The following is a 24,965-nucleotide window of genomic DNA, read 5'->3' on the forward strand; positions in this document are numbered from 1 at the left end:
ACCGAGCCTTGATCCACCTTAACCCCCGCGGGTGGCCTCCCAAGCTGCTGCAACCGCGCTCGGTGTCCGCCGGTAAGACAATTCCATCCAGCATCACGAGAGACCAACCTTGTCCGCAGAAGCCGCATCAGCCGCCAGCCCTCATGCCGACCCGCTCGTGGAGCTCGACCGCCTGCCGCCCGGTCTGCTGGACTGCGACGCGGCCGCCCTCACCCGCCACCTGGACGGCCCGACGCTGATCCACCTGCCGGGCCAGCGCGAGCCGGCCCTGTTCGTGTCGGTGCTCATGCACGGCAACGAGACCGTCGGCTGGGAGGCCATGCGCCGGCTGCTCCTGGACTTCGACGTCGGCGGCGGCGACCGCCCCCTGCCCCGGGCGCTGTCGCTGTTCATCGGCAATCCGCGCGCCGCCGCCGCCGGCATGCGCCACCTGCCGGAGCAGCCGGACTTCAACCGCGTCTGGCCCGGCTCCGAGCTGGCGCAGACGCCTGCGCACAGCATCATGCAGCAGGTGACGGCACGCATGGCCGAGCGCGGGCTCTTCGCCAGCGTGGACCTGCACAACAACACGGGCACCAATCCGCATTACGCCTGCGTCAACGTCATCGACAACCGCTGGCTGCATCTGGCGACGCTGTTTTCCCGCACCGTGGTGCATTTCACCCGCCCGCGGGGGGTGCAGTCCCAGGCCATGGCGGAACTGTGCCCGGCCATCACCGTGGAATGCGGTAAGGTGCGCGATGAGCTCGGCGTGGAGCACGCGCTGGAGCTGGTGGACGCCTGCCTGCACCTGGCGGAGATCCCGGACTCCCCGGTACCGGCGCATGACATCGACCTCTTCCACACCGTGGCGCAGATGAAGGTGCCGGAGGACATGGACTTCGCCTTTCCCCCCGCGCAGGCGCCGCTGTTGCTCTCGCCGACGCTGGAGCATCTGAACTTCCGCGAGCTGCCGGCGGGCACCGCCTTCGCGCGCTGTGGGCAAGCGCAGCCGCCGCTCGATGTGCGCGACGAGTGGGGCCGGGACGTCACCCGCCGCTACTTCACCTGCGAAGACGGCGAGCTGCGCCTCAAGCTGCCGGTGATGCCCTCCATGCTCACCTGCGACGCGGAGGTCATTCGCCAGGACTGTCTCGGCTATCTGCTGGAGCGCTACGACGGCCATCTGCCGCCGCGGGGCTGAGAGGTTGTGAAGATCCTGGGCATGGCCATCAGGCGCAGCCCATGCCAGAGGGCGACGCCGAGGGCATCCGCCGCGAAATCCAATACCGACCCCTGCCGGTAATCCAGCAGCCCCTGCACCAGCTCGATCGCCAGGCCATAGCCCAACAGCAGACCGAGCCGCCACCAGCGCGCCCCGCGCCCGGGCCAGCCGAGCTGCGCCAATGCGGCCAGCACCAGGAAGGCGGTGACATGGTTCAGCTTGTCCCAGCCGAGCCCGGGCGGGTCCGGCTGCGGCGTCAGCGCGAGCCAGGCGATGGCCAGCACAGCGGCGCCGAGCCCAAGCCGCGCAGGCCACCGCAGCACATTCATCAGCCGGCCCGGGGTCATCATGCCGCAGCCTCCACCTGGGCCACCCCCAGGGCATAAAGCAGCAATACCACCGCATAACGCCCGCCCTTGCCCGCCGCCGTCAGCGCGAAAAAGAGCCAGAAGGGCGCGCGCATGAGCCCGGCGATGAAGGTGAGTGCGTCACCGCCCACGGGCAGCCAGGCCATGAGCAGCGACCAGATGCCCCAGCGCGCGTACCAGCGCCGCGCGGCGCCCAGGTGCTTTTCTTTGAACGGAAACCAGCGCCGGTCCTGGTAGTGCATCAGCCAGCGGCCGATGGCCCAGTTGACGGCGGCACCCAGGGTGTTGCCGGCGGTGGCCCAGAGCCAGAGCAGCCAGGGGTCGTAGCCCGCCGCGAGCAGCCCCACCAGGGCCAGCTCCGAGTAGAACGGCAGCAGGGTCGCGGCGACGAAGGCCGCGGTGAAGAGCCCGAGATAGCCTTCCATCACCCTGCCCGCTCATCCACCCGGCCAATGACCCTGCGCATACGCCCGGGACCCGCTGCCGTCGGCCCGCCGCGCAAGCCCAGTCAGTCTGTCGCCAGGGCGGCGCGGCGCTCCCGTGCCGCCGCCACCAGGGCGCGGAACAGGCGCAGCTGCGAGGGCTTGTAGAGCAGGAACTCCGGATGCCATTGCACACCGAGCAGGAAGGGATGCGTCGGCACCTCCACCGCCTGCACGATGTCGTCCAGGTCGCGCCCCACCACCTGCAGGCCCTCCCCCAGGCGGTCGATGCCCTGGTTGTGCAGGCTGTTGATGCGTGTCTCCCGGGTATTGAGCAGCATCTCCAGACGGCTGCCGGCGGCGACGCGCAGGGTCTTGAGTGGGAAAATGGTCCAGCGGTTGGAGGTGCGCACCCGCCGCGAGCGCAGTTCCTGATACAGCGAGCCACCCAGGCGCACGTTCAGCAGCTGGGCGCCGCGACAGATGCCGAGCAGCGGGATGCCGAGCGCCAGGGCCTGGTCGATGACGACACTCTCCAGCCGGTCGCGCTCACGGTCGTAGCGCGGATGCACCTCCGGGGCGGCGGCATAGAGCACCGGGTCCACGTCGTGCCCACCGGTGATGACCACGGCATCCGGGCGCAGGTCCGGGCGCGGATGCCTGGGCGTGACACTCACCGCCCGGGCGCCGGCGAGCCACAGCGCCAGCGCCACCAGCCGCCGCGGCGCATGGCCGCTGCGGTTACCCCCAGTGACGGCGATCAGCGGAGCTGGTGCCGCGTCAGCCATGCAGCCGTCGTCTGTGCCCAATCGCCCACCAGGCGCTCCAGGGGTTGCGCCAGGAACGCCGCATACTCGGCGCACAGCACGTCCAGCAGCCGCGGGTCCGCCGCGAGGCGCTCCACCACCAGCCAGTCGCCCCAGGCGGCGCCCAGGTCCCAGCCGGGAATCTCGATCTCGCTGTTGGGCAGCCGGTAGTGCAGCGTCGGCCGCGGCTTGACGCGCTCGTCCTCCACCACCGCGCGCACCCGGTCCGCATCCAGGTGCAGGAAGAGCGGCAGCAGATCCAGCGCCCGGTTGCGGGTCGGGTTGTCCTGAAGATAGTCGTCGATGAGCCGGTCCAGGTTCGGCGCATAGTCCCCGGCGACCACCTTGCGGGCATACGCCTTGGGGAAGGGATCGGCGAAGAAGGTAAGCCTGCGCGTCAGGTCCACCTGGGCGCGCTCGCGCAGCCAGTCCTCCACGCACAGGAAGGCCTGAAGGTACTGGCGGATGCTGTCCACGTCGGTGGCCGGCAGCTCCGGGTTCAGCTGCAGGCCGAAGGCATAGGCCAACTCCTCGCCGGTGCCCCGGGCGCCCGCGGCCCGCAGCTCCCAGATGAGGCCGTTGACGGTCCCGAGCCGATCCAGCGGCAGCGGCGGGCTCACCACCTCCACCGGCACGATGCGCTCGGCCACCAGGCGCAGCACGTCCTCGGCGAGGTCGCCGGCGGCGTCCATCAGCTCGGCGCCGTCGCGCTCGCGGCGGCCGAGCGTCTTCAGCAGCGTGAAGTCCAGCTCCACCTGCCAGGCGCCGGCGGGATCGCCGTCGATGCTGCGCTCATAGCGCCCGGGCGAGGTGACGCTGCCCGAGACCGCCTGCGCCACCAACGCCGCGGCCTCGTCCAGGTGCAAGCCGCTGAATTCGACCTCGACGCCCACGCGACGCAGGCCGCCGTCGGCGCGGTACGTCTGCGGCGGCATGGGGAGGCTTGGTGACATGATGGAACCCGGGGGTGGTGGCGCTGCCATCAGCCTACTACAGGTGGGCCTGATGCCGGCGTTCGGCGGGTTGTGGTCATGTGCCGGCTGGCGATTTCGCCGACAGCAGCGAGCCCGACATCGGCCCAGGCGCCATTGCTGCCCGCTCAGGAAAGATCCACCGCGTGGCGCTTCAGGTCGTCGATGGCGCAGACCTCGAGCGCACGCTGGTGGGTGGCGCGCAATGCGACACGCGGTGCGCAGCCGGCCTCCAGCGCCTCCTGCCAGCGCGCGGCGCAGAGGCACCAGCGGTCGCCGGGCTTGAGGCCCGGGAAGTCGAATTCGGGCACCGGCGTCATCAGGTCGTTGCCCCTGGACTTGGAGTATTCGAGGAAGTCCTGGGTCACCCGCGCGCAGACGGTGTGGGAGCCCAGGTCCTGCGGGCCGGTCTCGCAGCTGCCGCTGCGGGTGAAGCCGGTCTTGGGGGATTCGGAGCAGAGCTCCAGCGGCTCGCCGAGGACGTTCTTGGGTGTGGACATGGCCTGACCCTCCTGCTGCGGTGTGGCCGAATTGCTGTGCGCCGCGGCGCCTCCGCTGTCAACGTGGGGGCGGAGGGCCGCGGCTTCAGCGGGGCTGCTGGAGGAGTCGGGGCCGGGTTTGGGCCGGTGGTTGCGGGCGGCGCTGATGCGCCCGCCGCTTGCGGCGCGGGTTGCGGCGCGGGTTTGGGCGCTGCCTGAAGCAGCGGGGGGGGCTTGCGCCCGGCGCTGGCCGTCAGTCGCTCACGGCCGCCATCACCCGGTCCAGCTTCTCGCGCACATACTCGGCGAGCCCCGGCACCTTCGGGTTCTCTACGAGGTCCAGCACCGCCAGTGGATTCATGAAGAGCACATGCACATCGCCGTCGTCGTCCTCGCGCACCACGAAGTTGCAGGGCAGGAGCACGCCGATGTCGGGCTCGGCGCTGATGGCCTTGTGGGCAAAGTCGGGGTTGCAGGCCCCGAGGATGCGGTAGGGCGGCTGCTCGATGCCGAGCTTGCCCTTGAGCGTCGCCGCCACATCGATGTCGCTCAGCACACCGAAGCCCTCGGTCTTAAGGGCTTCGGTAACGCGGTCGATGGTGTCATCGAAGCCCGTGCTCACTTTGGTGGAAACACCATACATGGTCGGTCGTCCTCGTCAGGCGAAGGTCAGGGTGTCGTCGCGGTGCAGCTCGCCGTCGAAGGAGCGGTGCAGACGCGGCTTGGGCTTGGTAACCGGAAGCTCGCAGCGCGGCGCGTGCTCGAAGACCTCGACCCAGCTCTCTTCGGCCTGGCCGACGGCGTCGAGCAGGCAGAGCGGCCCGGCGCAATTGATGGCGGATTGGCGCCAGTCGGAGATGGGCCTGCGCACCCGCTCGATGAGCTGCTTGGGGCGACGGGTCCGGTCCTCGGCGTTGATCTCGTCCTGGCGCTTCAGCCGCGACACGAACTCGCGCACGTGCAGCTCGGCCAATTGGGAAAGGGATGTCATGGCGTTCAGTCCTCCTCTGGGCGGTCGTAACCGGCCGGGAGTGCCGCCGTTTTGGTACTTCTCTATGCCGGCAGGCTCCCGACCCGACTGTCATGGGCGCGTGACAGCGCCCGCTACTGGACTTTCAGCTCGAGCACCTCCTCGCCGCTCGGGTCGGTCAGATGCACGGCACAGGCGATGCACGGATCGAAGCTGTGCACGGTGCGCAGAATCTCCAGCGGCTGCGCCGGGTCCTGCAGGGCGTGGCCGGCGAGCGCCGCCTCGTAGGCGCCCTGCTGCTCCTGCGCATCCCTGGGACCGGCGTTCCAGGTGGTGGGCACCACCGCCTGATAGTTGGCGACCTTGCCGTCCTCGATGACGATCCAATGCCCCAGCGCACCGCGCGGGGCCTCCATGCGGCCCACGCCCTGGGCCTTCTGCGGCCAGGTCTTCGGGTCCCAGAGCGTCTCGTTGAAGGTCTTGAGGTCGCCGCCCTTGATGTTGGCGAGCAGGGTGTCGTACCAGCCCTGCACGGCGTCCACCATGATGGCCGTCTCCAGCGTGCGGGCGGCGGTGCGGCCCATGGTGGAGTAGAGGGCCTCCAGCGGCAGGTCGAGCCGCTTCAGCGTGTCGTCCACGAGTTCCTTGGTGCGGGCGTCGCCGGTGGCGTAGAGCATCAGCACCCGGGCCAGCGGGCCGACCTCCATGGGCTTGCCCTTCCAGCGCGGCGTCTTGAGCCAGGAGTACTGGTTGTCCACGTCGAGCTGCTGGTACGGCGGCTCCGGGCCCGTGTAGGCGAGCTTGGTCTCGCCCTGGTAGGGATGCAGCCCCTTGTCCTTGCCGTCGCGATAGTCGTACCAGGCGTGGGCGACGAACTCCTGGATCTCGGACTCGGCGTCCAGGTCCACGGGCTCGATGCGCGAAAGGTCCCGGTTCAGGATGACACCGGCGGGGACCATGTAGGAGGCCCGGTCGCCATAGCCCTTGGCGGGGAAGTCGCCATAGGTCATGAAGTTGCCGAGCCCCTCCCCCTGTTTGAACCAGTCCTTGTAAAAGCCGGCGATGGCGATGGTGTCCGGCAGGTACACCTGGTGCACGAAGCTGTGCATCTTCTGAAGGATGTTGCGCACCCGCTCCAGGCCCACCACGTCCAGGGCGGTGCCCGCCTGCTTGCCGGACTCCAGGCTGATGGCGCAGGGCATGCCGCCGACGCAGAGGTTGGGATGCGGGTTCTTGCCGCCGAACACCGCGTGCAGCTCCGCCACGTCGCGCTGCCAGGCGAGCGCGTCCAGGTAGTGCGCGGTGGCCATCAGATTGGCCTCCGGCGGCAGCCGATAGGCTGGATGGCCCCAGTAACCGTTGGCGAAGATGCCGAGCTGACCCGTCTCCACGAAGGCCTTGAGCTTCTTCTGCACATCGGCGAAATAGCCGGGCGAGGACTTGGCATAGCCGCTGATGGACTGCGCCAGCTCGGAGGTCGCCTTCGGGTCCGCCTTCAGCGCCGAGACCACGTCCACCCAGTCCAGTGCATGCAGGTGATAGAAGTGCATCACGTGGTCGTGCACGTACTGGGTGCCGATCATCAGGTTGCGGATGAGCTCGGCATTGCGCGGGATCTCATAGTCCAGCGCGTCCTCCACCGCGCGCACGCCGGCAATGCCGTGCACCAGGGTGCAGACGCCGCAGATGCGCTGCACGAAGGCCCAGACATCGCGCGGGTCGCGGCCCAGCACGATGGTCTCCAGGCCGCGCACGCTGGTGCCGGAGGAATAGGCCTGCTCGATGCTGCCGCCGTTCATCTTCGCCTCGATGCGAAGGTGCCCCTCGATGCGGGTGACGGGGTCGACTACGACTCTCGCGGTCATTGGGCAGCTCCTGTCTTGCTGGCGGCGGCGGCGGATGCGTCGTCATCGATGAGGTGAGCGGCGGTCAGCTCCACCAGGCTCTCGACGCGCTTGTCCCAGTTGTTCTTCTGGCGGCCGGACTCGAAATTGAGCCGGCAGCTGGCGCAGCTCACCACCACGGACTCGGCGCCCGTTTCGTTGACCTCCCGGATCTTGATCTTGAAGGACTGGTCGCGCAGCTCGGTGGCGTCCTGCAGCAGGAAGATCCCCGCGCCGCCGCCGCAGCACCAGTTGTATTCCTTGTTGTTGGGCATCTCCACCAGGTCCGCGCCCATGGCCTTGAGCACCGCCCGCGGCTCCTCGAAGGCGCCGCCGCGCCGCCCGGTCTTGCAGGGGTCGTGGAAGGTGACCTTCTGTTCCAGCGGCTTGAGGCGCAGCTTGCCGGCCTTGGCCTGTTTGCCGAGGAACTCCGACATGTACATCATCTGGAACGGCAGCTCGCCGCTCCTGAGCATCGGGTTCCAGCGCAGCGCCGGGTAGGCATGGCCGCATTCGGCAATGACCACCGTCTTGGCCTTGACCCGCTGGGCGGCGGCGACGATCGGGTCCGCCTGCTGCTTCCACAGGGTCATGTCGCCGGAGAGCAGCCCGAAATTGGCGCTCTCGAAGCCGTCGGAGCAGATGGTCCAGTCCACGCCCAGGTGGTTCATGATCTTCGCCGTCGCCAGCAGCCCGTTGCCGTTGGCCACCAGGTCCACGGCAGAGCTGAGCACCATGACCTCGGCGGATTCCTTGTCCAGCGGAATCTCCACACCTGCCTGCGCGCGGATGGTGTCGATCATCTCTTTCAGCTTGTCCGGCGAGGAGCCGAACACCGTGCCCTGGTGCTTCTGCTCCATGCGCAGGGCGGCCAGCTCCGGCGGCACCAGCTCCGCGGCCACCATGGCGCTGCGCATGTGATGCACCAGCGAGGCCGTGTCGATGCCCATGGGGCAGACCATGGTGCAGCGCCCGCACTCGGTGCAGGAGTCGTAGATGAGCTCCTTGGCCTCTTCGAAGTCGGAGAGCTTCACCGGCTTGGTCACCAGCCGGTGCCACCAGCGCATGGGGCTGATCTCGCGCTGATAGACACGGCGGTACAGGTCCATCTTGCGCATGGGGGCGTACTTGGCGTCCTGCATGGACTGGAAGTAGTGACACGCCGTGGTGCACTGCCCGCAGTGGATGCAGCTCTCCAGCCACACCGCCTCGTCGGCGTTGGTGTCGGCGATCAGGGTATCGACGGCGCCCTGAAGCCGCTTCTGTTCCGTTTTGGTGGGCTGCGGCGCCATCTGGCGCAGCATGCCGATCTGCCCCGCCAGGCCCTGGTAGACCTCGGCGAAGCTCGGAAAGACCTGTGTCGTGGCGGTGGCGCTCATATCCGGACCCCCTTGTGGGCGTAGGCCAGCCCGCTCTGGGCGCGGGAGAAGACGAACCAGAAGGCGTGCATCAGCTTGCTGAACGGCAGATAGGCGAACAGCAGCGCCGAGCTCAGGATGTGCAGCGCCAGCATGGTCTCGTAGCGCAGCCCGACGTGGGCGAAGGCCATCAGGCCCGTCACCAACGGCAGCGCGACGATGATCCAGGTGACATAGTCGCCGACCGTGGAGTTGTAGATGGCGGGGTGCATCAACCGCCGCGCGATGAGCGCAAGCAGCGACACCAGGGCGATGGTGCCGAGCGCCACACCGATGAAGTTCGGCAGCCCGGGCCAGGACACACCGGTGAGGCTGGTGATGAACTCGATGTGCGGCACGATGCCCACCACCACCAGGAGCGTGGCGATGTGGAAGATGTAGGCCATCACCGTCTGGTACACGGTGGCGGCGTTGAACTCGCTGGCAGGCCAGGCGCGGCTCAGCACCGTGCGATAGCCCTTGAAGTTGCCGAAGGCGTCCCGTGGCCGGGACAGATCGGCGCCGCGGGTCAGCATCAGCACGCCCACCAGGCGCAGCAGGATGCCGGCGACCAGGATGATCAGCGAGGCATGTATCGCCGGTCCGCGGGCGAAGTCGAGGAGCGTCATTGGTCAGTTTCCTCCGGTGGATGGCCCAAGTGGGTTGTGTTGCTGTGATGCATGGGCTCGATGTTGGCTTGTCGTGTCGCTTGGGCTCGTCTGACCCTTGTCTTGTGATGCGCGCGGCATGCGCCGCGACGGTCACCGACAGGTGCTCGACTCCAGCCTGGGCTGGCGGCCGGCCCCGTCGGTGCCGCCGGGCGGTGGTCCCTCAGCCCTCCGTCGCCTCCTCCTCGTGAACCTCGCGTTTCCTGCGCCGCGCCAGCACCGCAGCGCCGGCGCCGAGCGCGGCCCCGGCCACGGCCGCCGTGCCGAGCTTGGCGCCGTCGCCGAACTTGCCCGTGGCCACGGACTCGTAGACGCCGCCCATGTCCCAGAAGCCGGGCTCGGAGCAGCCGATGCAGCCGTGTCCGGACTGGATCGGGAAGCTCACCCCGTTGTTCCACTTGACGTGCGCACAGGCGTTGTAGGCCACCGGCGCCTTGCAGCCGAGCTTGTACAGGCACCAGCCTTTGCGCGCGCCCTCGTCGTCGAAGGTCTCGGCGAACTGGCCGCGGTCGTAGAAGGGCCGGCGGTAGCAGCGGTCGTGGATGTTCTCGCCGAAGAACGCCACGGGGCGGCCGAGATGATCCAGCTCCGGCAGCCGGCCGAGGGTCAGGTATTGGGCGATGACGCCGGTGATGGCGAGCGGCATGGGCGGGCAGCCCGGCACATTGATGATGGGCTTGTCCTTGATGATGTCGCCCGTCGCCACGGCCCGGGTGGGATTCGGCTTGGCCATGGGGATGCCGCCATACGCCGAGCAGGTGCCGATGTTGATGACGGCGACGGCATCCGCGCAGACGTGCTCCAGCGATGCCTTGTTGCTGTGGCCCGCCACCGTGGAGCAGTACTCCAGCAGCGGAATGGAGCCGTCCACCAGCACCAGGTACTTGCCCTTGTTCGCGTGCTGGGCTTCTTCCAAGGCGCGCTCCGCCGCATCACCGGCGGCCGCCTGCAGCGTGTGGTGATAGTCCAGCGAGATGAAGTTGAACAGCAGGTTCTCGATGGTGGGCGCGTGGGAGCGTGTCAATGCCTCGGTACAGCCGGTGCATTCCTGGAATGACAGCCAGATCACCGACGGCCTGCGCGCCTCCGACAGGGCCTCTGCCATGGCCGTGGCGGTGCCCGCCGGCAGCGCCATCAGCGATGCCGTCGCGGAGCAGAATTGCAGGAATGCCCGCCGGCTCACACCTTGGCTGCGCATGACATCGCCCAAGGTCGGTTCATAGGCCATCAGAGGTCCTCCGTTATTGCTTGTGTACATCCGCGGCTGCGGCCTACCGCAATAGGTGCGGCGGCATGGCGGCACACCGGACGCCTGCGGCGGCCTGCAGCGAGCGCAGACCTATATAAGAATTTTACCTGTAAAAACAGGACCCAACGATGGACCAATGCTGCCGGCGCCCGTCGTGGACATAACTGTAATTGCAAACACGCGATTCATTGGGGCCACTCGGACGCAATTTTGATGCACGTCAACTGAGCGAATGAAATGCCGCGTTCGAGGATCGCGCTTTTCGCATGGCACGCCGGGGTTTTCAACCAGTCCACGCCGCATATTCACAGAGGATTGACAATTATCAATGGTGGTTTTTCACTAGCCTCTATTACCACCATTTAATAAAAAGACCATTTGGGCATTTAAGAAATTGGGCGAGTACTTTCCCTGCTGCAACAACCCGGAATGACCTATGCCAGACGGCTCCCCGCGTGTATCGGGACGGGGATGAGAATCATGGTAAAGGTCTTGCGCACGCAAGCGGGCGCCGGGGTCGATACAGGGGTACGCCTCGGGAATGATGGGAGGCAATACGCAGCAGAATGCCGGCGGAGACGAGGCGGAGAATGGAATGTCTACAACGCAAAAGCGCCGCCGCCGGGTGACCGGCGGCGGCGCCTTATCGGGGCGGACGCCCCGATGCGTTGACGGTGCCGTTGCTGTGCCGGCAGCAGCGAGCCGCCGCCGGCACCGCAGGCGGTGTCAGCTCAGCACGCCATAGACGGTGGCGGCCGCCACGGTGGCGAGCACGGCAAGGGAGATGAGCTCACCGGCGTTCAGATGCTTCAGGGCGGTCAGGTACTTCATTGCAAGCCTCCTGTCTCGTTGGGCCCCGCAGGGCACTGCTGTGCGGCGTCCACCGCGCCGAGATCGCATGCACACCCATCGGCACGGGGACCACTGGCGGTGCTGCGCAGGCGCAGCCTCGAAACCGCCAGCACGGCAAGTATTTTAGAATACGCTGAAGTACCGAGCCATGCGATTTGTCATGTGCATCGGTGGAAGCATGAGACTGCGTTATGGTTTTCCGTGAGTCGCGTGCTGTGTCTCGGCCCCTCATGTAGCTGCACCGCACATCAGCCCACCGGTGCCATGCGCGGCACCGCGGCGAGCAGCCGCCGCGTGTAGTCGTGCTGCGGCTGCCCGAGCACGTCGCCGCGGGCGCCCTGCTCGATGATGCGCCCCTCGCGCATGACGGCGATGGTCTCGCAGAGCCGCTCCACCACCGCCAGGTCATGGGAGATGAAGAGGTAGGCGAGCCCGTGGCGGCGGCGCAGGTCCGCGAGCAGCGCCAGGATCTGCGCCTGCAGCGACACGTCCAGCGCCGAGACGGGCTCGTCCAGGATCACCAGCCGCGGCGCCCCCAGGAGCGCCCGCACAATGGCCACCCGCTGCGCCTGACCGCCCGAGAGCTGGTGCGCAAAGCGCCCGAGCAGCGCCCTGTCCACGCCGCACTGCGCAGCCATCTCGCGCAGACGCGCCCGCCGTCCGTCCCGGTCCAGCGTGGTCAGCCCCCGCAGCGTGTCGTCCAGGATGGCCGCCAGGCGCCGGCGGGGGTTGAGGGCCGTCTGCGGGTTCTGAAAGACGTATTGGACACCGCGCCGGTAGGCCGCCCGCTCGGCGGGGCTCAGCCTGTGCAGCGCCTGCCCGCACCAGTGCAGCCTGCCCTCGGTGGGGGGCAGCAGACCGGCGGCGATGCGCGCAAGCGTGGTCTTGCCGCTGCCGGACTCCCCCACCAGCCCGACGGCATCACCGGCGCGGATGTCGAGGTCCACGTCCGCCACCACCCGGGTGGCCGCCGCGCGCTGTCCCGGCGGCCACCAGCGGCGCCCGCCGCCGTAGGCCTTGCCGATGCCCGCCAGCGCCAGCAGCGGCCCGCTCACGCCGGGTCCTCCAACGGGAACAGACAGCGCACGCGCCGACCATCGCCGTGATCGGTGAGCGCCGGCTCATCGCCCCGGCACACCCGCTGCACCCGCGGACACCGGTGCGCGAAGCGGCAGCCCGTCAGCTGCGCACCCGGCGCGGGCGGCTCCCCGGTCAGCACCGCCAGCGCCTTGTCCGGCCGACCCAGCTCCGGGGTGGCGCCGAGCAGTGCGGCGGTGTACGGATGCGCGGGCCGGCGCAGCAGCGCGCTGAGGGGCGCATCCTCGACGATGCGTCCGGCGTACATCACCAGCACCCGCTCGCAGAGCGCCGCCACCAGCGCCAGGTCGTGGCTCACGAACAGGAGCGCCCGGCCCTGCTCGTCACAGAGCCGGCGCAGCAGTTGCAGGATCTCCCGCTGCACCGTGACATCGAGCGCCGTGGTGGCTTCGTCGGCAATGAGCAGGTCCGGCCCGTGGGCGAGCGCCAGCGCAATGGCCACGCGCTGGCGCTGGCCGCCGGAGAGCTCGTGCGGAAAGCGCCGCAGCAGCCCCGGCACCTGCTCGAGCCCCACCATGCGCACCAGCGCCTGCGTGGTGTACGCGGCCTCCTCGCCATGCGCGCGGCGCGCCTCCCGCAGCTGGGCGCCGACCCGAAACAGCGGGTCCAGGGCCGTCAGCGGCTCCTGCGGCACATAGGCGATGCGCCGCCCGCGCAGGTCCCGCAACACCGCCGCACTCAGCCCCATCAGTGTCCTCCCCCGCAGGCGGACATCCCCCCGCTGGCTCACCCCCGCCGGCAGCAGGCGCAGCAGGGCAAGTGCCGTCAGCGTCTTGCCGCAGCCGGACTCCCCCACCAGGGCCACCCGCTCGCCCGGCCGCAGGTGGAAATCCACGCCCGCCACCGCCGGCAGCGGTCCTTCCGGGCCGCTCACGTCGACGCCAAGGTCCCGCACGGTGAGCAGCGGCGGGGTGGGATCGTGCTCATGGGTCTGCGGCGCCCGGGAGTCCGCTGCCCGGGACGGGGACACCTGGGCGGGTGCCGCCGGCCGCGGCGGCGACCAGCGCGGGTCCAGCAGATCCCGCAGCCCGTCCCCCAGCAGGTTGATGCCCACCACCAGCAGCAGGATCAGCAACCCCGGCAGCACCGCCACCCGTGGATAGGTGGTGAGGAATTCCCGACCCTCGCCGAGCATGCTGCCCAGGTCCGCCGCCGGCGGCTGGGCACCGAGCCCCAGAAAGCTCAGCCCCGCTGTCTCCAGCACCATCCAGCCGAGGGTGGTGGTCATGAGCAGCAGCAGGGTCGGCGCCAGGTTCGGCAGCACCTCCCGGGCCAGAATGGCCGGCTCGCCATGGCCCGCCAGCCTTGCCGCGGCGATGTAGTCCTGGTGGCGAATGTCCAGCGCCGCGCCCCGCATGGCGCGGGCGAAGAAGGGCACATTGGCCACCGCAATGGCCAGCATGGCGTTGCCGAGCCCGGGCCCCAAGGCGGCGACGATGGCCAGCGCCAGCAGCAGGTAGGGGAAGGCCATGAGCACGTCCACACCGCGCATCACCACCCCGTCCAGCAGCCGGCCGAGCCAGGCCGCCGCGAGCCCGAGCAGCCCGCCCACCAGCGCCGCAATCAGCGTCGCCAGCGCACCCACGGCGATGCTGGCCCGCGCGCCCCACAGGAGCCGCGACAACAGGTCCCGGCCCAGGTGGTCGGTGCCCAGCAGGTGCCCGGCCGACAGCGCCGGCTGCATGCGCCCGGCCGGCGCCGTCAGCGTCGGGTCCGGCAGCGGCAGCAGCGGCGCGGCGAGCGCCGGCAGCAGCACCAGGGCCAGCAGCCCGAGGCCCGCCAGGGCACCCGGGTGTCGGCGCAGGCGCAGCAGCCCGGCGGCGCTGGCGGGCGATCCTGTCACAGCCATGCTCATGCGGCGGCGGTGCGCCGGTCCAGCGCGTGCTGGGCCAGGTCCGTCGCCAGGTTCACCAGCACATAGGCCGTCGCCAGCACCAGCACACCGCCCTGCACCAGCAGCAGGTCCCGGGCGGCGATGGCATCCACCAGGAGCCGGCCCAGCCCGGGCCACTGGAAGATGGTCTCGATGTAGACGGCGCCCCCCAGCACGAAGCCGGCTTGCAGCCCGATGACCGGCATGACCCGCGCCAGCACCCCCTTCAGCGCATGCACCAGCAGGATGCGGCGCTCCGTCAGCCCGCGCGCCCGGCACAGCCGGATGTGATCCGCCGCCAGCACCTCCAGCGCGGCACCGCGGCCGATGCGCCCGATGACGCTGGCGGCCACCAACGCCAGGCTCAGGCTCGGCAGCAGCAAATGGCGCAGCACGTCGGCGGTGAGCAACGCCGCTCCCGGGTCCCTGAGCCAGGGGGTGATCATGCCGCTCGCGGGCAGCCAGCCGAGCCAGACCGCAAACAGCAGGATCAGCAGCAGCCCGAGCCAGAACGGCGGCAGCGAGATGCCGAGCAGCACGCTGAGGGTCACCAGCCGGTCCGTCGTCCGGTTGTGCCGCAGCGCCGCAAGCAGCCCCGCCGCGAGCCCGAGCACCGCACCCAGCACCAGCGCCGCCGCCGCCAGCAGCAGCGTCGGCCCCAGGCGCTCCAGCACCGCATCCGCCACCGGCCGCTCCAGCGACACCGAGCGACCCATGTCCCCCTTTAGGACGCCGGCGAGCCAGTCGAGCCAGCGCCGCCACCAGGGCTGGTCCAGGGCCAGCTCCGCGCGCAGCTCGGCGAGGCGCTCCGGCGTCGCATAGGGGCCGAGGATGGCGAGCGCCGGATCACCCGGCACCAGCGCCATCACCGCGAACACCACCAGCGAGACGCCGAGCAGCACGGGCAGCAGCAGCAACAGCCGCCTGACGACGTAGCCCCCCATACCGAACCGCCTGCCGCAGCGCCGACCCGCGCGCTCAGCCCGCCACCAGCGGACCCCGCGGCGGCGGCGGCACGGCGGCGGCAGCCTGCCGGCCACCGGCCACGTCCACCCGCCACAGCAGCGCCGCGCCGATCAGGAACAGGAGCAGGATGGGCAGCAGCGAGAAGCGCGGATCACCGGCGAGGGCCGCCGTGGTGCCCACCAGAAAAGGCCCCAGCACCGCAGCGAACTTGCCCACCATGTTGTAGAAGCCGAACAGCTCGGCTGTCTGCCCGGCCGGAATCAGCCCGGCGAAGAGCGCCCGGCTCAGCGCCTGGATACCGCCCTGCACCAGCCCGATGGTGGCGGCGAGCGCGTAGAAATGCTCCACCCGGGTCATCTGCGTGGCCGCCAGCACCACCAGCACATAGACGCCGATGGCCACCAGGATGGCCGGCTTGGGCCCGAAGCGCGCCCCCAGCCGCCCGAACACCAGCGCCGCCGGAAAGCCCACGAACTGGGTGATCAGCAGCGCCACCATCAGGCTCGAGGACTCGAAGCCCAGATCCAGCCCGTACTTGACGGCCATGAACATGATGGTGTCCACGCCGTCGATGTAGAACCAATAGGCGAGCAGGAACAGAAAGGTGTTCGGCAGCTGGCGGATCTGCCGGAAGGTCCGGCCGAGCTCCTGGAACGCACCCACCGCCGCGCCGCGCAGCGAGCGCCGCCCGAGACCCCGGCTCTCCGGCACGAACAGCGCCAGCGGCACGGCGAACACCGCCCACCACAGCGCCACGCCGAGGAAGGCCGCCCGCACCGCCGCGCCCTCGTCCGCAAAGCCGAAGGTCCCCGGCGAGAGCACCATGACCACGTTGACGGCAAACAGCAGCCCACCGCCCAGGTAGCCCAGCGCATAGGCGAGCGACGACGCCCGCTCATAGTCCGCCGGCGCCGCAACGTCGGTAATCAGTGCATCGTTGAAGATATTGCCGCCGAAGAAGCCCAGCAGCCCCGCGAGGTACAACAGCAGCGCCCCCTGCCAGTGCCCGGCCCCGAGCCAGAACAGCGCCGCCGTGGCCAGCACCCCGAGCAGCGTAAAGCCGAGGAGAAAACGCTTCTTGGCCCCGAGCTGGTCCGCCAGGGCCCCCAGCACCGGCGCCGTCAGCACCAGGATCAGACTCGCCGCGCTGGACGTGTACCCGAGCCACTGCGTGCTCTGGGCATCCGACAGCTCCCGCGCCCAGAACTGCGCGAAGAACACCGGAAAGAAGCCCGCGATCACCACCGTCGCAAAGGCCGAGTTGGCCCAGTCGTAGACGGCCCAGGCGAGGACTTTGGACGCGGGGCGAGACAAGACAGACAGCACGGGTGGCTTCGGTTGGAGAGTGGGGTTAAACCAGGGCTGAGGGCTGAGGGCTGAGGGCTGAGGGCTGAGGGCAGGATCGATGCCGGCGGCAGGCGACGCAAGAGCCCAGCCCAGGCCATCGCCCCCTGCATTGCAGCCCTTTCCACGCCTGTGTCGCTCTTTTTACCATGTCGGCACGCGCCGCTGGAGTCGCACAGGGTGGCTCCGACGCTGCGGCCGAGCTCCCGGGGCGCGTACACTCGCAGGATATCCTGTGCGTGCGTCGCCGGCGCCTCCTGCTTACCCTGAGAGTGCACGGCAGCGCACGCCAAGCGGCCCGCAGAAACTAGACGTGAGACCCATGCAGGCCATCGAGCTCGAACTCGACATCGACGAAAGCCGCGAGATCCAACTCAAGCTCCCGCACCATGTGAGCCCCGGCAAGGCAAGGGTGCTGGTATTCTGCGAGCAGCCCGACGCGCACGCCGACGCCGAGCAGACTGCGGCCCGACGGCGACTAAAGTTCGGCCAGTTCCCCGGGGCGGCGACCATGAGCCCGGACTTCGATGATCCCCTGCCCGACGAATTTTGGCTCAGCGGCGACCCGTGAAGAGCCTGCGCGATACAGACGCCCTACCCTGGCTGAACGCCGACAGAAGCCGGCATCGACCGTTGGCTGCCTCCGCATGACCGACAATCAGAAGCAGAAAGTCCACCCGTGTCTCGACTGACAGAGCTGTTGGCACAGGCCAAAGCCAAAGACCCGCAACTGGGCGCGGACCTGGAGCGGGAATTCAAGATACTCTCCGCCCGCCGCGCCTTCGGGCTCAACTTCGAGCGCCACCGGCCGGAAGCCGCGGAGCTGCCGCAGACCCCCGTACGCAGGGGCGACAAGGTGCGGCTGCTGCCGTCCAGAGGGTCGGGCAACAAAGGGGATCAGCGCCTCTGGCGGGTCACGGCAGTCCAGGGCACAGGCGAAGAGCGCGCGGCAAAGATCCAGGCGCTCGGCGCCGACACCCCCGAGACCTGCCGGGTGCCGGTGGCGGATCTGGTGGTGGTCGCAGAGTTCCGGGACCTGATCTATCCCGGCCTCGTCAGCACCGGCCGGGTGGAACGCGGCGGCGACAAGCCCTGCCACACCGTCATCAACGGCGAGAACTATCTGGCCTTGCGCGCGCTCACCTACACCCATCGCGGCAGGATCGACGCGATCTACATCGACCCGCCCTACAACACCGGCGCCAAGGACTGGAAGTACAACAACGATTACGTCGAGGCCGATGATGCCTATCGGCACAGCAAGTGGCTGGCGATGATGGAGCGGCGGTTGAAGCTGGCGAAGGAATTGCTGAATCCCGCGAGATCTATCTTGATTGTCACCATTGACGAAAAAGAGGTGAACCGGCTGGGGCTGCTATTGGAGCAGATGTTCCCGAATGCTCGGGCTCAGCTGGTCACAATCGTGATCAATGCACCAGGACAATCACGTGACCAACAATTGGCCCGTGTTGATGAGTATGCGTTTTTCCTCTTTTTTGGAGAGGCGAGAGCAGTTGCAGGACCAGACGACCTGCTGAACGAGAAGACCTCGCATAATCCTGCCGTCGTGCGCTGGGAGTCCCTGCTGCGCAGTGGGACCAACTCGCGCCGCGCAGACCGTCCCGCTCTTTTCTATCCAATCTACACTGACTCAGCAACCAACCGTGTCATTGGCGTTGGTGAATCCAAGGAACTGGCAGTACCGAGGGACGCATGGGAGGTTCCAGCAGGAGCTAGAGCTATCTGGCCCCTAAAGAGTGATGGCTCTGAAGGTAATTGGCGCGCATCTCAAAAATATTTGATCGACCTCTTGAGTCAAGGGTATGCCAGAATCGGCTCAATTCGTGAAGATGAAGGCAGAGGAACGGTATGGTATCTGGGGAAGTCTGCAATAAGCAAGATCAGCACCGGCGAATTCAGAGTTGTTGGGAAGCATGACTGCGGCGCGGTACTTGTGGAACCAGCGAAGGACACAAAACCTAGAACCGTGATACCAAAAACGGTTTGGAGTCGGCCCTCCCACCACGCTGGTTGGCACGGGAGCGCTATGGTGCGCGCACAACTCCCAGGTCGCTCCTTCCCGTTTCCAAAGTCACTCTACGCGGTCGAGGACGCACTGCGCATCGCTGTTGGCAATTCTCACAGAGCCGTGATCCTCGATTTTTTCGCCGGCTCCGGCACCACCGCCCACGCCGTGATGCGCCTGAACCGCCAGGACGGCGGCCGGCGCCAGTGCATCCTAGTGACGAACAACGAGGTCGGCGCGGACGAGCAGAAGGCGCTGCGAGCGCAGGGGCTTCGACCCGGCGACCCGGAGTGGGAGCAACAGGGCATCTGCGAGCACATCACCAAGCCCAGGGTGCAGGCGGTCATCACGGGCTGCACGCCGGAGGGCGAGCCGATTCAGGGCGACTACAAGTTCACTGACCAGTTCCCGATGGCCGAGGGCTTTGCCGAGAACGCGGAATTCTTTACGCTGACCTTCGAGAACTCCGTCGCGGTGGACCACAACCTGGCCTTTGCGCGCATCGCGCCGCTTTTGTGGCTGCGCGCCGGGAGCGAGGGCCGGCGCATCGATGCACTACCGGAGGCGGGCTTTGCGCTGGCGGACACCTATGCGCTGCTGGCGGACCTCGATGCCGTCGCGCCCTTCTGCGCGGCGGTGGCGGCGGCGCCGGGACTTCGCATCGCCTACATCGTCACGGACGACGCCGGGCGCTTCCAGGCGGTGGCCCGCTGCCTGCCGGCGGGGGTGGAGCCGCTGCGGCTGTATGAGTCCTACCTCACGAACTTCCAGTTCGCCAACGGAGACTGAGCCGTGAAGTTCACGCTCAAGGACTATCAGGAAGACGCCGTGCGCGGCGTGCTCGAGAGACTGGTCAAGGCGCGCAAGCACTGGCATGCCGACCGCGACCGCTACGCCTTCGCGCTGGCGGCCACCACCGGCGCCGGCAAGACGGTGATGGCCGCCGCCGCGCTGGAGGCGCTCTTTCTCGGCAGCGACACCTTCGACTTCGAGGCCGATCCAGGCGCGGTGGTGATCTGGTTCAGTGATGATCCGTCGCTGAATGAGCAGACGCGCTTTCGGCTCGATGAGGCATCCGACGGCCTGCAGGGCCGATTGCAGCCCGTCGACAACAGGTTCTGTCAGGAGAAATTCAACCCCGGCAGGATCTATTTCCTGAACACCCAGAAGCTCGGCAAGAACAGCCTCCTGGTGCGCGGGCACGAGCCGGACCCGGCGACCGCCGCACAGGCCGAGCTGGGGTTGGAAATGCGCCCGGACCTGCGCTCGAACACCATCTGGGACACCATTCGCAACACCATCGAAGACCCGGCCTTGACCCTGTATCTGGTGCTGGATGAAGCACACCGCGGTATGGGCACACCGAGCAAGACCGCCGCGGCGGACCGCTTCACCATCGTGCGGCGCCTCATCAACGGCGCGGGGTCGGTGCCGGCCATTCCGGTGGTCTGGGGTATCTCCGCGACCATCGAGCGCTTCACCGCGTCTTTCCCGGACATGCATGGCCGCGCCACCTTTCCTGATGTCACGGTAGACGCGGCCAAGGTCCAGGCGTCCGGGCTGCTCAAGGACACCATTGTCCTGGACATCCCTAAGGACGCGGGTCAATACGACACGGTGCTGCTGCGCCGTGCCACGGAGAAGCTGAAGGCAGCGAGCGACGCCTGGGCGGCCTACGCCAAGCGCGAAGGCGACACCGCGCCGGTGCTGCCGCTGATGGTGCTTCAGGTGCCTAATGCGCCGGACCACGACGAGATCGGCCGCGCGCTGAAGGTGATCCTGGACACCTGGCCGGCGCTGAATCCCGGGCATTTCGCCCATGTCTTCGGCGAGCACAGCACGCGGACCTTCGGCCCCTATACCCTGCCCTACATCTCCCCGGAGCAGGTGCAGGACGCCTCCGATGTGCGTGTGCTCGTGGCCAAGGACGCCATCAGCACCGGCTGGGACTGCCCACGGGCGGAGGTGATGATCTCCTTCCGCCACGCAAAGGACCGCACCCACATCACCCAGCTCATGGGCCGCATGGTGCGTACGCCGCTGGCCCGGCGGATTCCTGGGGATGATCGGCTCAATGCCGTCGAGTGCCTGCTGCCGTTCTTCGACGCCAAGTCGGTCAACGCGGTTGCCGATGCACTGATGTACGGCGGCGACGGCGGCCCGCCCGTGGAGGGCCGGCGCGTGCTCATCAGCCAACGGGAGATGACGCCGAACCCGGCCGTGCCCGAGGCGGTGTGGGAGGCCTTCGCCACGCTGCCGTCGCAGAAGCTGCCACCGCGGGAGGCCAAGCCCGTGCGGCGGCTGACGCTGCTGGCCCACGAGCTGGCGGCCGACGGCCTGCTGCCGAATGCCGGAAAGGAGGCCCATGCGGAGCTGTTCCAGGTGCTGGACGCGGCCCAGGCGCGCTATGCGGACAAGCTCGCGGCTGCCCGGGCGAAGGTGCTTGTGGTGGAGGGGCAGACGCTGACGGCGGACCTGAAGGGCAAGCAAAAGAGCCTGGACAAGTTCTTCGAGCACGCCGACTACCCGGTGATCGAAGCCGCTTACCGCGGCGCGCGGCGCGCACTGGGCGCCGACCTGTGCAAGCGCTACGCGGAAAGGTTGGCCGAAAAGAACAGAACCGCAGAGGCGCCGGAAGACGCACTCATGTCGGCCCACGCGGACATCGCAGCACTTGGCCTGGTGCCGGACGTGAAGACCTATCTCGAGGCCGAGGCCGCGAAGCTCGCCGACGCCTGGCAGGACGCGCATCGCGTCGCGATCAAGGGCCTCTCGGACAAGCGCCGCGAGGTCTACGACACCGTCAAGCAGATGAGCACGGAGCCGCAGGACAGCGAACTGGAGCAGCCGACGGTGTGGATGGAGCCGACGGTGGTCCGCAACCCGGATGGCAGCGAGACGCCATTGCCGACCTATGCGCATCACCTGATGTGCGATGCGTTAGGCCAATTCCCGGCGGACATGAACGATTGGGAGCGGCGTGTGCTGAAGACCGAGATGCAGCGCCCGGGCTTCGTCGCCTGGTACCGCAACCCGTCACGCGCCGGCAGTTATTCCCTGGGCATCGCCTACGTCGCGGGCGAGAGCACGCGGATGGTGCGACCGGATTTCTTGATCTTCGCGAAGCAGGCGGACGGCTCCATGGCCGTGGACATCGTGGACCCGCACGGGACGCAGCTCAGCGACGCGCTGGCGAAGCTGCGGGGGCTTGCCGCCTACGCGGAAAAGCATGCCGCGAAGGTCCGACGCGTCGACGCCATTGCAGCCGTGGGGAACGAGCTGAAGGTGCTGGACCTCACCGTCCCCGGAGTGCGGGAGGCCGTTGCCGTTGCCGCGGACGCGCACAGCCTCTACGAAGGACCCCATGCAAGTGACTATTCGCCCGCCCCAGGCATGTGACGAAGGGGCTTCGATCCCACCAGGCCAGCAACAGGTGACGCATGCACACCGTAACCGCAGAACACGCCAAGGCCCATCTCGAGGAGCTGATCGCGCAAACCGCGGCCGACCACCAGCCGATACAGATCACCGGAGAGCAAGCGAGCGCGGTCATCCTGGCGCAGAAGGACTGGAACGCCATCGCAGAGACCCTCTACCTGAGCGCCATCCCGGGCATGACCGACAGCTTGCGCGAGGGCATGCAGGCGACGGCTGCGGAGCTCAGCGACAAGGTCGACTGGTAGCCTTCCTATTGCACCTCCGCCCCCGCAATCATCACCATCCGCACCAGCTCCGCCAGCGAATCCGCGCGCATCTTGTCCATGACCCGGGCGCGGTGGACCTCGACGGTCTTGGCGCTGACGCCGAGCGCAGTGGCAATCTCTTTGTTGGATCTGCCGTCGGTGACCATGGTCATGACCTCGTGCTCGCGGGGCGTGAGCTCCGCCATGCGTGCGGCGATGTCGGCCCGCTGTGCGCGCAGGGCGCGCTGCTTTTCGTCGTGCTGGAGGGCGTTGCGGATGCTGACGATGAGCGCCTCGTCGTCGAAGGGCTTCTCGATGAAGTCCACGGCGCCGTTCTTCATGGCCTTGACGGCCATGGACACATCACCGTGGCCGGTGATGATGATCACCGGGATGCGGTGCTCGCGCTTGGCGAGGTAGGCCTGCAGCTCCAGCCCACTCATGCCGGGCATGCGCACGTCGAGCAGCAGGCAGCCGGCGCGGCCCGGGTAGTAGGCATCCAGAAAGGCCTGAGCGGAGTCGTAGGTCTCCACCCGCATGCCCATGGACTCGATGAGCCATTGCAGGGAGCTGCGCATGGCCTGGTCGTCGTCGACGACGAAGACGGTCTCTTCCCGGCTCATCGGCCCGCCTCCGCCGCCAGCGGCGGCTCTGCCTTGTCGGACTCAGACTCCCGGACCACGGGCTCGCCGGCCAGCGCCTCCGCCGCCAGCGGCAGATACACATGGAACACCGTGCCGCGCCCGTGGTGGCCGGAGGCAGTGGTAGCGAAGCCTCCCGGTTTGCACGCGCCACACCCGCACCAGCGGACGGCTCGGCTCGCGCACTGCGCCGGACAATCCTGCGATAATTCATCCACCTAACGGCAAACCCCCGGCGGTGCCAGATGCGAGCCAGACGATCCTTCAACACCAAGCGCAGGCTGTGCCCGCCGAACCAGCTGCCGAACAACCTTGCCGGGCTTGCCGCGCGCGTCGGCTATGGCGGAAACCCGGAGCACAAGCGCAAACCCGGCGACTTCGGCCTGACGCCGCCGGCGGCGGCGCGGGCAGACAAGTCCCTATGCGACGCGGTCCAAGTGTTGAAACGCGCGGAGGCGTTGCGCCTGCTGCGCGATGGGATTCGCCGCGGCATGCTCAGCAGCAGAGGTAGCGGCTCCGGCTTCCCGCAGAACGTTTGGTCGTTGACGACGGACGGCGTGCCGCTCGAGGCTCAGCTCGAGAACGCCGCCAAGGGCACCTACCACGGTTACCCCTTGCCGGTCGATGACCCGATGCATGCCATTGTCATCCGCGAGTGGCAGCGGCACGGCGTGCCGGAGCACGCGGATGACTGACGCCTTCCGCATCGAGGTCGAGCAATGGCTGCGCGGCGCGGCGGGGGCCGAGCACGAGCGCCAGACCCTGGCCGCAGTGCGGATACAGGTCGGCGACCTGTGCCTTACCCGTGTCGAGGACCTGGAGGCGAAGACGGTCCGTGACAGCGCGCATCTGTCTGCCTACCGGCTCGCGTACTGGCTGGCCGAGCATTGGTGGCGGTTGCGGTGGGAGCCTGAGCTCGCCGGCGAGGCCCCGGATTGGCTGATGAGCCACAGTCTCGGTGCGGCCGGTGACGGGTTCATCTGGCCGCCACTGACGCTCGCGAGCGATGGCGAGGCCGTCCACCTCAGCATGCGCGCGAGCCCGGATCGACATGGCGTCAGCCCGATTCGCTATCTGGACACGCTGGATGCCGTTATCCGTGCCACGGACTTCGAGCGGGGCGTCGATCGCTTCATCGCGGCCGTGCTGGCCCGGCTCGCGAACCTCGGATTGCGCGGCACCGATCTGGAACTGTTATGGGCTGAGGTCGCCGAGGAGCGGAGAACCCCTGATCTAGAACAGGCACGTCGACTGGAGGCGTTGCTCGGCATCGACGCGGGCGAAGCCGAGGCAGGGCTCCTTAAGCAGGTCGGACGTTTCGCCGGCAGCCTGGGCACCGGTGCGGTCGCGGAGATCGCCGCGGCGGCGAGGGACGGGTTCCTGGAGGCAGCCAAGCTTGCCGAGGCCGGACGAGACCGGGCGAAGACGAAGGTCGAACTGGCGGAGCGAGACGTATTGAACGGCGTGTTCGTGCTGCTGCGTGCCGATGCACCGCCGGCCTGGCAGCTTGGCGAGGCCCTGGCCGACCGCGCGAGAGCGCTCTGGCATGTGGGCAGCGGGCCGTTGACCAATCGCCAGTTGGCCGAGATCGGCGGTTTGCCAATGGGCTTCCTCACGGACGACCAGGCGCAAGACCTCGGCGACTGCATGGACGGCATCGGCTACCGCGAACCGCGCGATGGCAAGGGGTTTCGTGCACAGCTCCGAAGCCCCTACCCGACCAACCGACGCTTTCAACTCGCACGGCTCCTGGCCGATGACATTCTGGTTGGCGACGATGAGTCGGTGCTGCCCGTGACCCGGGCGAAGACCGCACGACAGAAACTGCAGCGGGCCTTCGCGGCCGAGTTGCTGTGCCCCTTCGAGGAATTGCGGGAGATGTTGCCGGCGAGCCCCGACGACGATGACCTGGAAGACGCCGCACGGCACTTCGATGTCTCGCCGCTCCTGGTGCGCACCACACTGGTCAATAAAGGTGTGCTGCCTCGTGGGCGCCTCGCCGCGGTTGGATGATGCCAACGCCAAGGGATCGGCTGTCTTCCTGGTGGCCCTTGCTCGCGCCGCC

23 protein-coding genes are annotated in these 24,965 nt (G+C 68.2%); 7 read left to right on the forward strand and 16 right to left on the reverse strand.

What is annotated here, in order from left to right:
* Positions 1-109: 109 nt before the first annotated feature.
* Positions 110-1,183: a M14 family metallopeptidase gene (locus tag QZ607_RS15610; RefSeq protein WP_295884436.1), complete on the forward strand. Its 1,074-nt coding sequence runs from the start codon at positions 110-112 to the stop codon at positions 1,181-1,183.
* Here QZ607_RS15610 and QZ607_RS15615 read toward each other — a convergent pair.
* From QZ607_RS15615 to QZ607_RS15685, 15 genes are all read right to left on the reverse strand, one after another.
* The gene (locus QZ607_RS15615) at positions 1,153-1,554 is read right to left on the reverse strand and encodes a VanZ family protein (protein WP_295884438.1); all 402 of its coding nucleotides are present in this window, start codon (positions 1,552-1,554) and stop codon (positions 1,153-1,155) included. The two genes, QZ607_RS15610 and QZ607_RS15615, sit on opposite strands and share 31 nt — an antisense overlap.
* A complete protein-coding gene (locus tag QZ607_RS15620) occupies positions 1,551-1,997 on the reverse strand; it encodes a YqaA family protein (RefSeq protein WP_295884440.1) in 447 nt (148 codons plus the stop codon). Before QZ607_RS15620 ends, QZ607_RS15615 begins: the two co-directional genes overlap by 4 nt.
* An 83-nt stretch (positions 1,998-2,080) precedes the next feature.
* Positions 2,081-2,782 (reverse strand): gamma-glutamyl-gamma-aminobutyrate hydrolase family protein, encoded by a 702-nt coding sequence (locus QZ607_RS15625; RefSeq protein WP_295884442.1) that lies wholly within the window; start codon positions 2,780-2,782, stop codon positions 2,081-2,083.
* Entirely contained in the window at positions 2,755-3,753 is a 999-nt protein-coding gene (locus QZ607_RS15630) for an amidoligase family protein (protein WP_295884444.1), read from the reverse strand. Before QZ607_RS15630 ends, QZ607_RS15625 begins: the two co-directional genes overlap by 28 nt.
* Positions 3,754-3,899: 146 nt before the next feature.
* Positions 3,900-4,271 (reverse strand): DUF2237 domain-containing protein, encoded by a 372-nt coding sequence (locus QZ607_RS15635; protein ID WP_295884447.1) that lies wholly within the window; start codon positions 4,269-4,271, stop codon positions 3,900-3,902.
* A gap of 232 nt (positions 4,272-4,503) precedes the next feature.
* Positions 4,504-4,893 carry a DUF302 domain-containing protein gene (locus QZ607_RS15640; RefSeq protein WP_295884448.1) on the reverse strand — a complete coding sequence of 130 codons (390 nt, stop codon included), beginning with the start codon at positions 4,891-4,893 and terminating at the stop codon, positions 4,504-4,506.
* A 15-nt stretch (positions 4,894-4,908) separates the two neighbouring features.
* Positions 4,909-5,241, reverse strand: a complete 333-nt coding sequence (locus tag QZ607_RS15645; RefSeq protein ID WP_295884449.1) for a hypothetical protein — start codon at positions 5,239-5,241, stop codon at positions 4,909-4,911.
* 113 nt (positions 5,242-5,354) lie between these two features.
* Positions 5,355-7,085: a nickel-dependent hydrogenase large subunit gene (locus tag QZ607_RS15650; RefSeq protein ID WP_295884451.1), complete on the reverse strand. Its 1,731-nt coding sequence runs from the start codon at positions 7,083-7,085 to the stop codon at positions 5,355-5,357.
* Positions 7,082-8,482: a (Fe-S)-binding protein gene (locus QZ607_RS15655; protein ID WP_295884453.1), complete on the reverse strand. Its 1,401-nt coding sequence runs from the start codon at positions 8,480-8,482 to the stop codon at positions 7,082-7,084. The genes QZ607_RS15650 and QZ607_RS15655 overlap by 4 nt, the downstream gene beginning before the upstream one ends.
* Positions 8,479-9,129 carry a nitrate reductase gene (locus tag QZ607_RS15660; RefSeq protein WP_295884454.1) on the reverse strand — a complete coding sequence of 217 codons (651 nt, stop codon included), beginning with the start codon at positions 9,127-9,129 and terminating at the stop codon, positions 8,479-8,481. The genes QZ607_RS15655 and QZ607_RS15660 overlap by 4 nt, the downstream gene beginning before the upstream one ends.
* A 202-nt stretch (positions 9,130-9,331) precedes the next feature.
* Positions 9,332-10,396, reverse strand: a complete 1,065-nt coding sequence (locus tag QZ607_RS15665; protein WP_295884457.1) for a hydrogenase small subunit — start codon at positions 10,394-10,396, stop codon at positions 9,332-9,334.
* Positions 10,397-11,517: 1,121 nt separating this feature from the next.
* Complete coding sequence (locus tag QZ607_RS15670) at positions 11,518-12,324, reverse strand: ABC transporter ATP-binding protein (protein WP_295884459.1); 807 nt, start codon at positions 12,322-12,324, stop codon at positions 11,518-11,520.
* On the reverse strand, positions 12,321-14,210 hold the full coding sequence (locus tag QZ607_RS15675; protein ID WP_295884461.1) for a dipeptide/oligopeptide/nickel ABC transporter permease/ATP-binding protein: 1,890 nt from the start codon (positions 14,208-14,210) through the stop codon (positions 12,321-12,323). The genes QZ607_RS15670 and QZ607_RS15675 overlap by 4 nt, the downstream gene beginning before the upstream one ends.
* An 8-nt stretch (positions 14,211-14,218) precedes the next feature.
* Entirely contained in the window at positions 14,219-15,184 is a 966-nt protein-coding gene (locus QZ607_RS15680) for an ABC transporter permease (RefSeq protein ID WP_295884464.1), read from the reverse strand.
* 34 nt (positions 15,185-15,218) lie between these two features.
* Entirely contained in the window at positions 15,219-16,520 is a 1,302-nt protein-coding gene (locus QZ607_RS15685) for an MFS transporter (RefSeq protein ID WP_295884465.1), read from the reverse strand.
* Between the two features lie 352 nt (positions 16,521-16,872).
* Here QZ607_RS15685 and QZ607_RS15690 point away from each other — a divergent pair, with 352 nt between their 5' ends.
* The 4 genes from QZ607_RS15690 to QZ607_RS15705 all read left to right on the forward strand — a co-directional run bounded on the left by QZ607_RS15690 (position 16,873) and on the right by QZ607_RS15705 (position 22,259).
* A complete protein-coding gene (locus QZ607_RS15690) occupies positions 16,873-17,121 on the forward strand; it encodes a hypothetical protein (RefSeq protein ID WP_295884467.1) in 249 nt (82 codons plus the stop codon).
* A gap of 129 nt (positions 17,122-17,250) precedes the next feature.
* Positions 17,251-19,365, forward strand: a complete 2,115-nt coding sequence (locus QZ607_RS15695; protein ID WP_295884468.1) for a DNA methyltransferase — start codon at positions 17,251-17,253, stop codon at positions 19,363-19,365.
* A 3-nt stretch (positions 19,366-19,368) separates the two neighbouring features.
* Positions 19,369-21,975 (forward strand): DEAD/DEAH box helicase family protein, encoded by a 2,607-nt coding sequence (locus QZ607_RS15700; RefSeq protein WP_295884469.1) that lies wholly within the window; start codon positions 19,369-19,371, stop codon positions 21,973-21,975.
* Positions 21,976-22,016: 41 nt separating this feature from the next.
* Complete coding sequence (locus tag QZ607_RS15705; RefSeq protein WP_295884471.1) at positions 22,017-22,259, forward strand: type II toxin-antitoxin system Phd/YefM family antitoxin; 243 nt, start codon at positions 22,017-22,019, stop codon at positions 22,257-22,259.
* Between the two features lie 5 nt (positions 22,260-22,264).
* Here QZ607_RS15705 and fixJ read toward each other — a convergent pair whose 3' ends face one another.
* Positions 22,265-22,882, reverse strand: a complete 618-nt coding sequence (gene fixJ / locus QZ607_RS15710; RefSeq protein WP_295884473.1) for a response regulator FixJ — start codon at positions 22,880-22,882, stop codon at positions 22,265-22,267.
* A 263-nt stretch (positions 22,883-23,145) separates the two neighbouring features.
* On the opposite strand from fixJ, the gene QZ607_RS15715 reads away from it, so the two are divergent.
* Both QZ607_RS15715 and QZ607_RS15720 read left to right on the forward strand, forming a co-directional pair.
* A complete protein-coding gene (locus QZ607_RS15715) occupies positions 23,146-23,595 on the forward strand; it encodes a hypothetical protein (protein ID WP_295884475.1) in 450 nt (149 codons plus the stop codon).
* Positions 23,588-24,913 (forward strand): hypothetical protein, encoded by a 1,326-nt coding sequence (locus tag QZ607_RS15720; protein WP_295884477.1) that lies wholly within the window; start codon positions 23,588-23,590, stop codon positions 24,911-24,913. Before QZ607_RS15715 ends, QZ607_RS15720 begins: the two co-directional genes overlap by 8 nt.
* Positions 24,914-24,965: the final 52 nt, after the last annotated feature.

Origin of the sequence: uncultured Thiohalocapsa sp., assembly GCF_913063425.1 — a bacterium.
In the GTDB taxonomy this organism is placed as follows: Bacteria; Pseudomonadota; Gammaproteobacteria; order Chromatiales; family Chromatiaceae; genus Thiohalocapsa.

Coding starts and splice junctions, on each gene's coding strand:
- QZ607_RS15615 (WP_295884438.1), bottom strand. CDS start 1,554: ATGATGACCCCGGGCCGGCTGATGAATGTGCTGCGGTGGCCTGCGCGG.
- QZ607_RS15620 (WP_295884440.1), bottom strand. CDS start 1,997: ATGGAAGGCTATCTCGGGCTCTTCACCGCGGCCTTCGTCGCCGCGACC.
- QZ607_RS15625 (WP_295884442.1), bottom strand. CDS start 2,782: ATGGCTGACGCGGCACCAGCTCCGCTGATCGCCGTCACTGGGGGTAAC.
- QZ607_RS15630 (WP_295884444.1), bottom strand. CDS start 3,753: ATGTCACCAAGCCTCCCCATGCCGCCGCAGACGTACCGCGCCGACGGC.
- QZ607_RS15635 (WP_295884447.1), bottom strand. CDS start 4,271: ATGTCCACACCCAAGAACGTCCTCGGCGAGCCGCTGGAGCTCTGCTCC.
- QZ607_RS15640 (WP_295884448.1), bottom strand. CDS start 4,893: ATGTATGGTGTTTCCACCAAAGTGAGCACGGGCTTCGATGACACCATC.
- QZ607_RS15645 (WP_295884449.1), bottom strand. CDS start 5,241: ATGACATCCCTTTCCCAATTGGCCGAGCTGCACGTGCGCGAGTTCGTG.
- QZ607_RS15650 (WP_295884451.1), bottom strand. CDS start 7,085: ATGACCGCGAGAGTCGTAGTCGACCCCGTCACCCGCATCGAGGGGCAC.
- QZ607_RS15655 (WP_295884453.1), bottom strand. CDS start 8,482: ATGAGCGCCACCGCCACGACACAGGTCTTTCCGAGCTTCGCCGAGGTC.
- QZ607_RS15660 (WP_295884454.1), bottom strand. CDS start 9,129: ATGACGCTCCTCGACTTCGCCCGCGGACCGGCGATACATGCCTCGCTG.
- QZ607_RS15665 (WP_295884457.1), bottom strand. CDS start 10,396: ATGGCCTATGAACCGACCTTGGGCGATGTCATGCGCAGCCAAGGTGTG.
- QZ607_RS15680 (WP_295884464.1), bottom strand. CDS start 15,184: ATGGGGGGCTACGTCGTCAGGCGGCTGTTGCTGCTGCTGCCCGTGCTG.
- QZ607_RS15690 (WP_295884467.1), top strand. CDS start 16,873: ATGCAGGCCATCGAGCTCGAACTCGACATCGACGAAAGCCGCGAGATC.
- QZ607_RS15705 (WP_295884471.1), top strand. CDS start 22,017: ATGCACACCGTAACCGCAGAACACGCCAAGGCCCATCTCGAGGAGCTG.
- fixJ (WP_295884473.1), bottom strand. CDS start 22,882: ATGAGCCGGGAAGAGACCGTCTTCGTCGTCGACGACGACCAGGCCATG.
- QZ607_RS15715 (WP_295884475.1), top strand. CDS start 23,146: ATGCGAGCCAGACGATCCTTCAACACCAAGCGCAGGCTGTGCCCGCCG.
- QZ607_RS15720 (WP_295884477.1), top strand. CDS start 23,588: ATGACTGACGCCTTCCGCATCGAGGTCGAGCAATGGCTGCGCGGCGCG.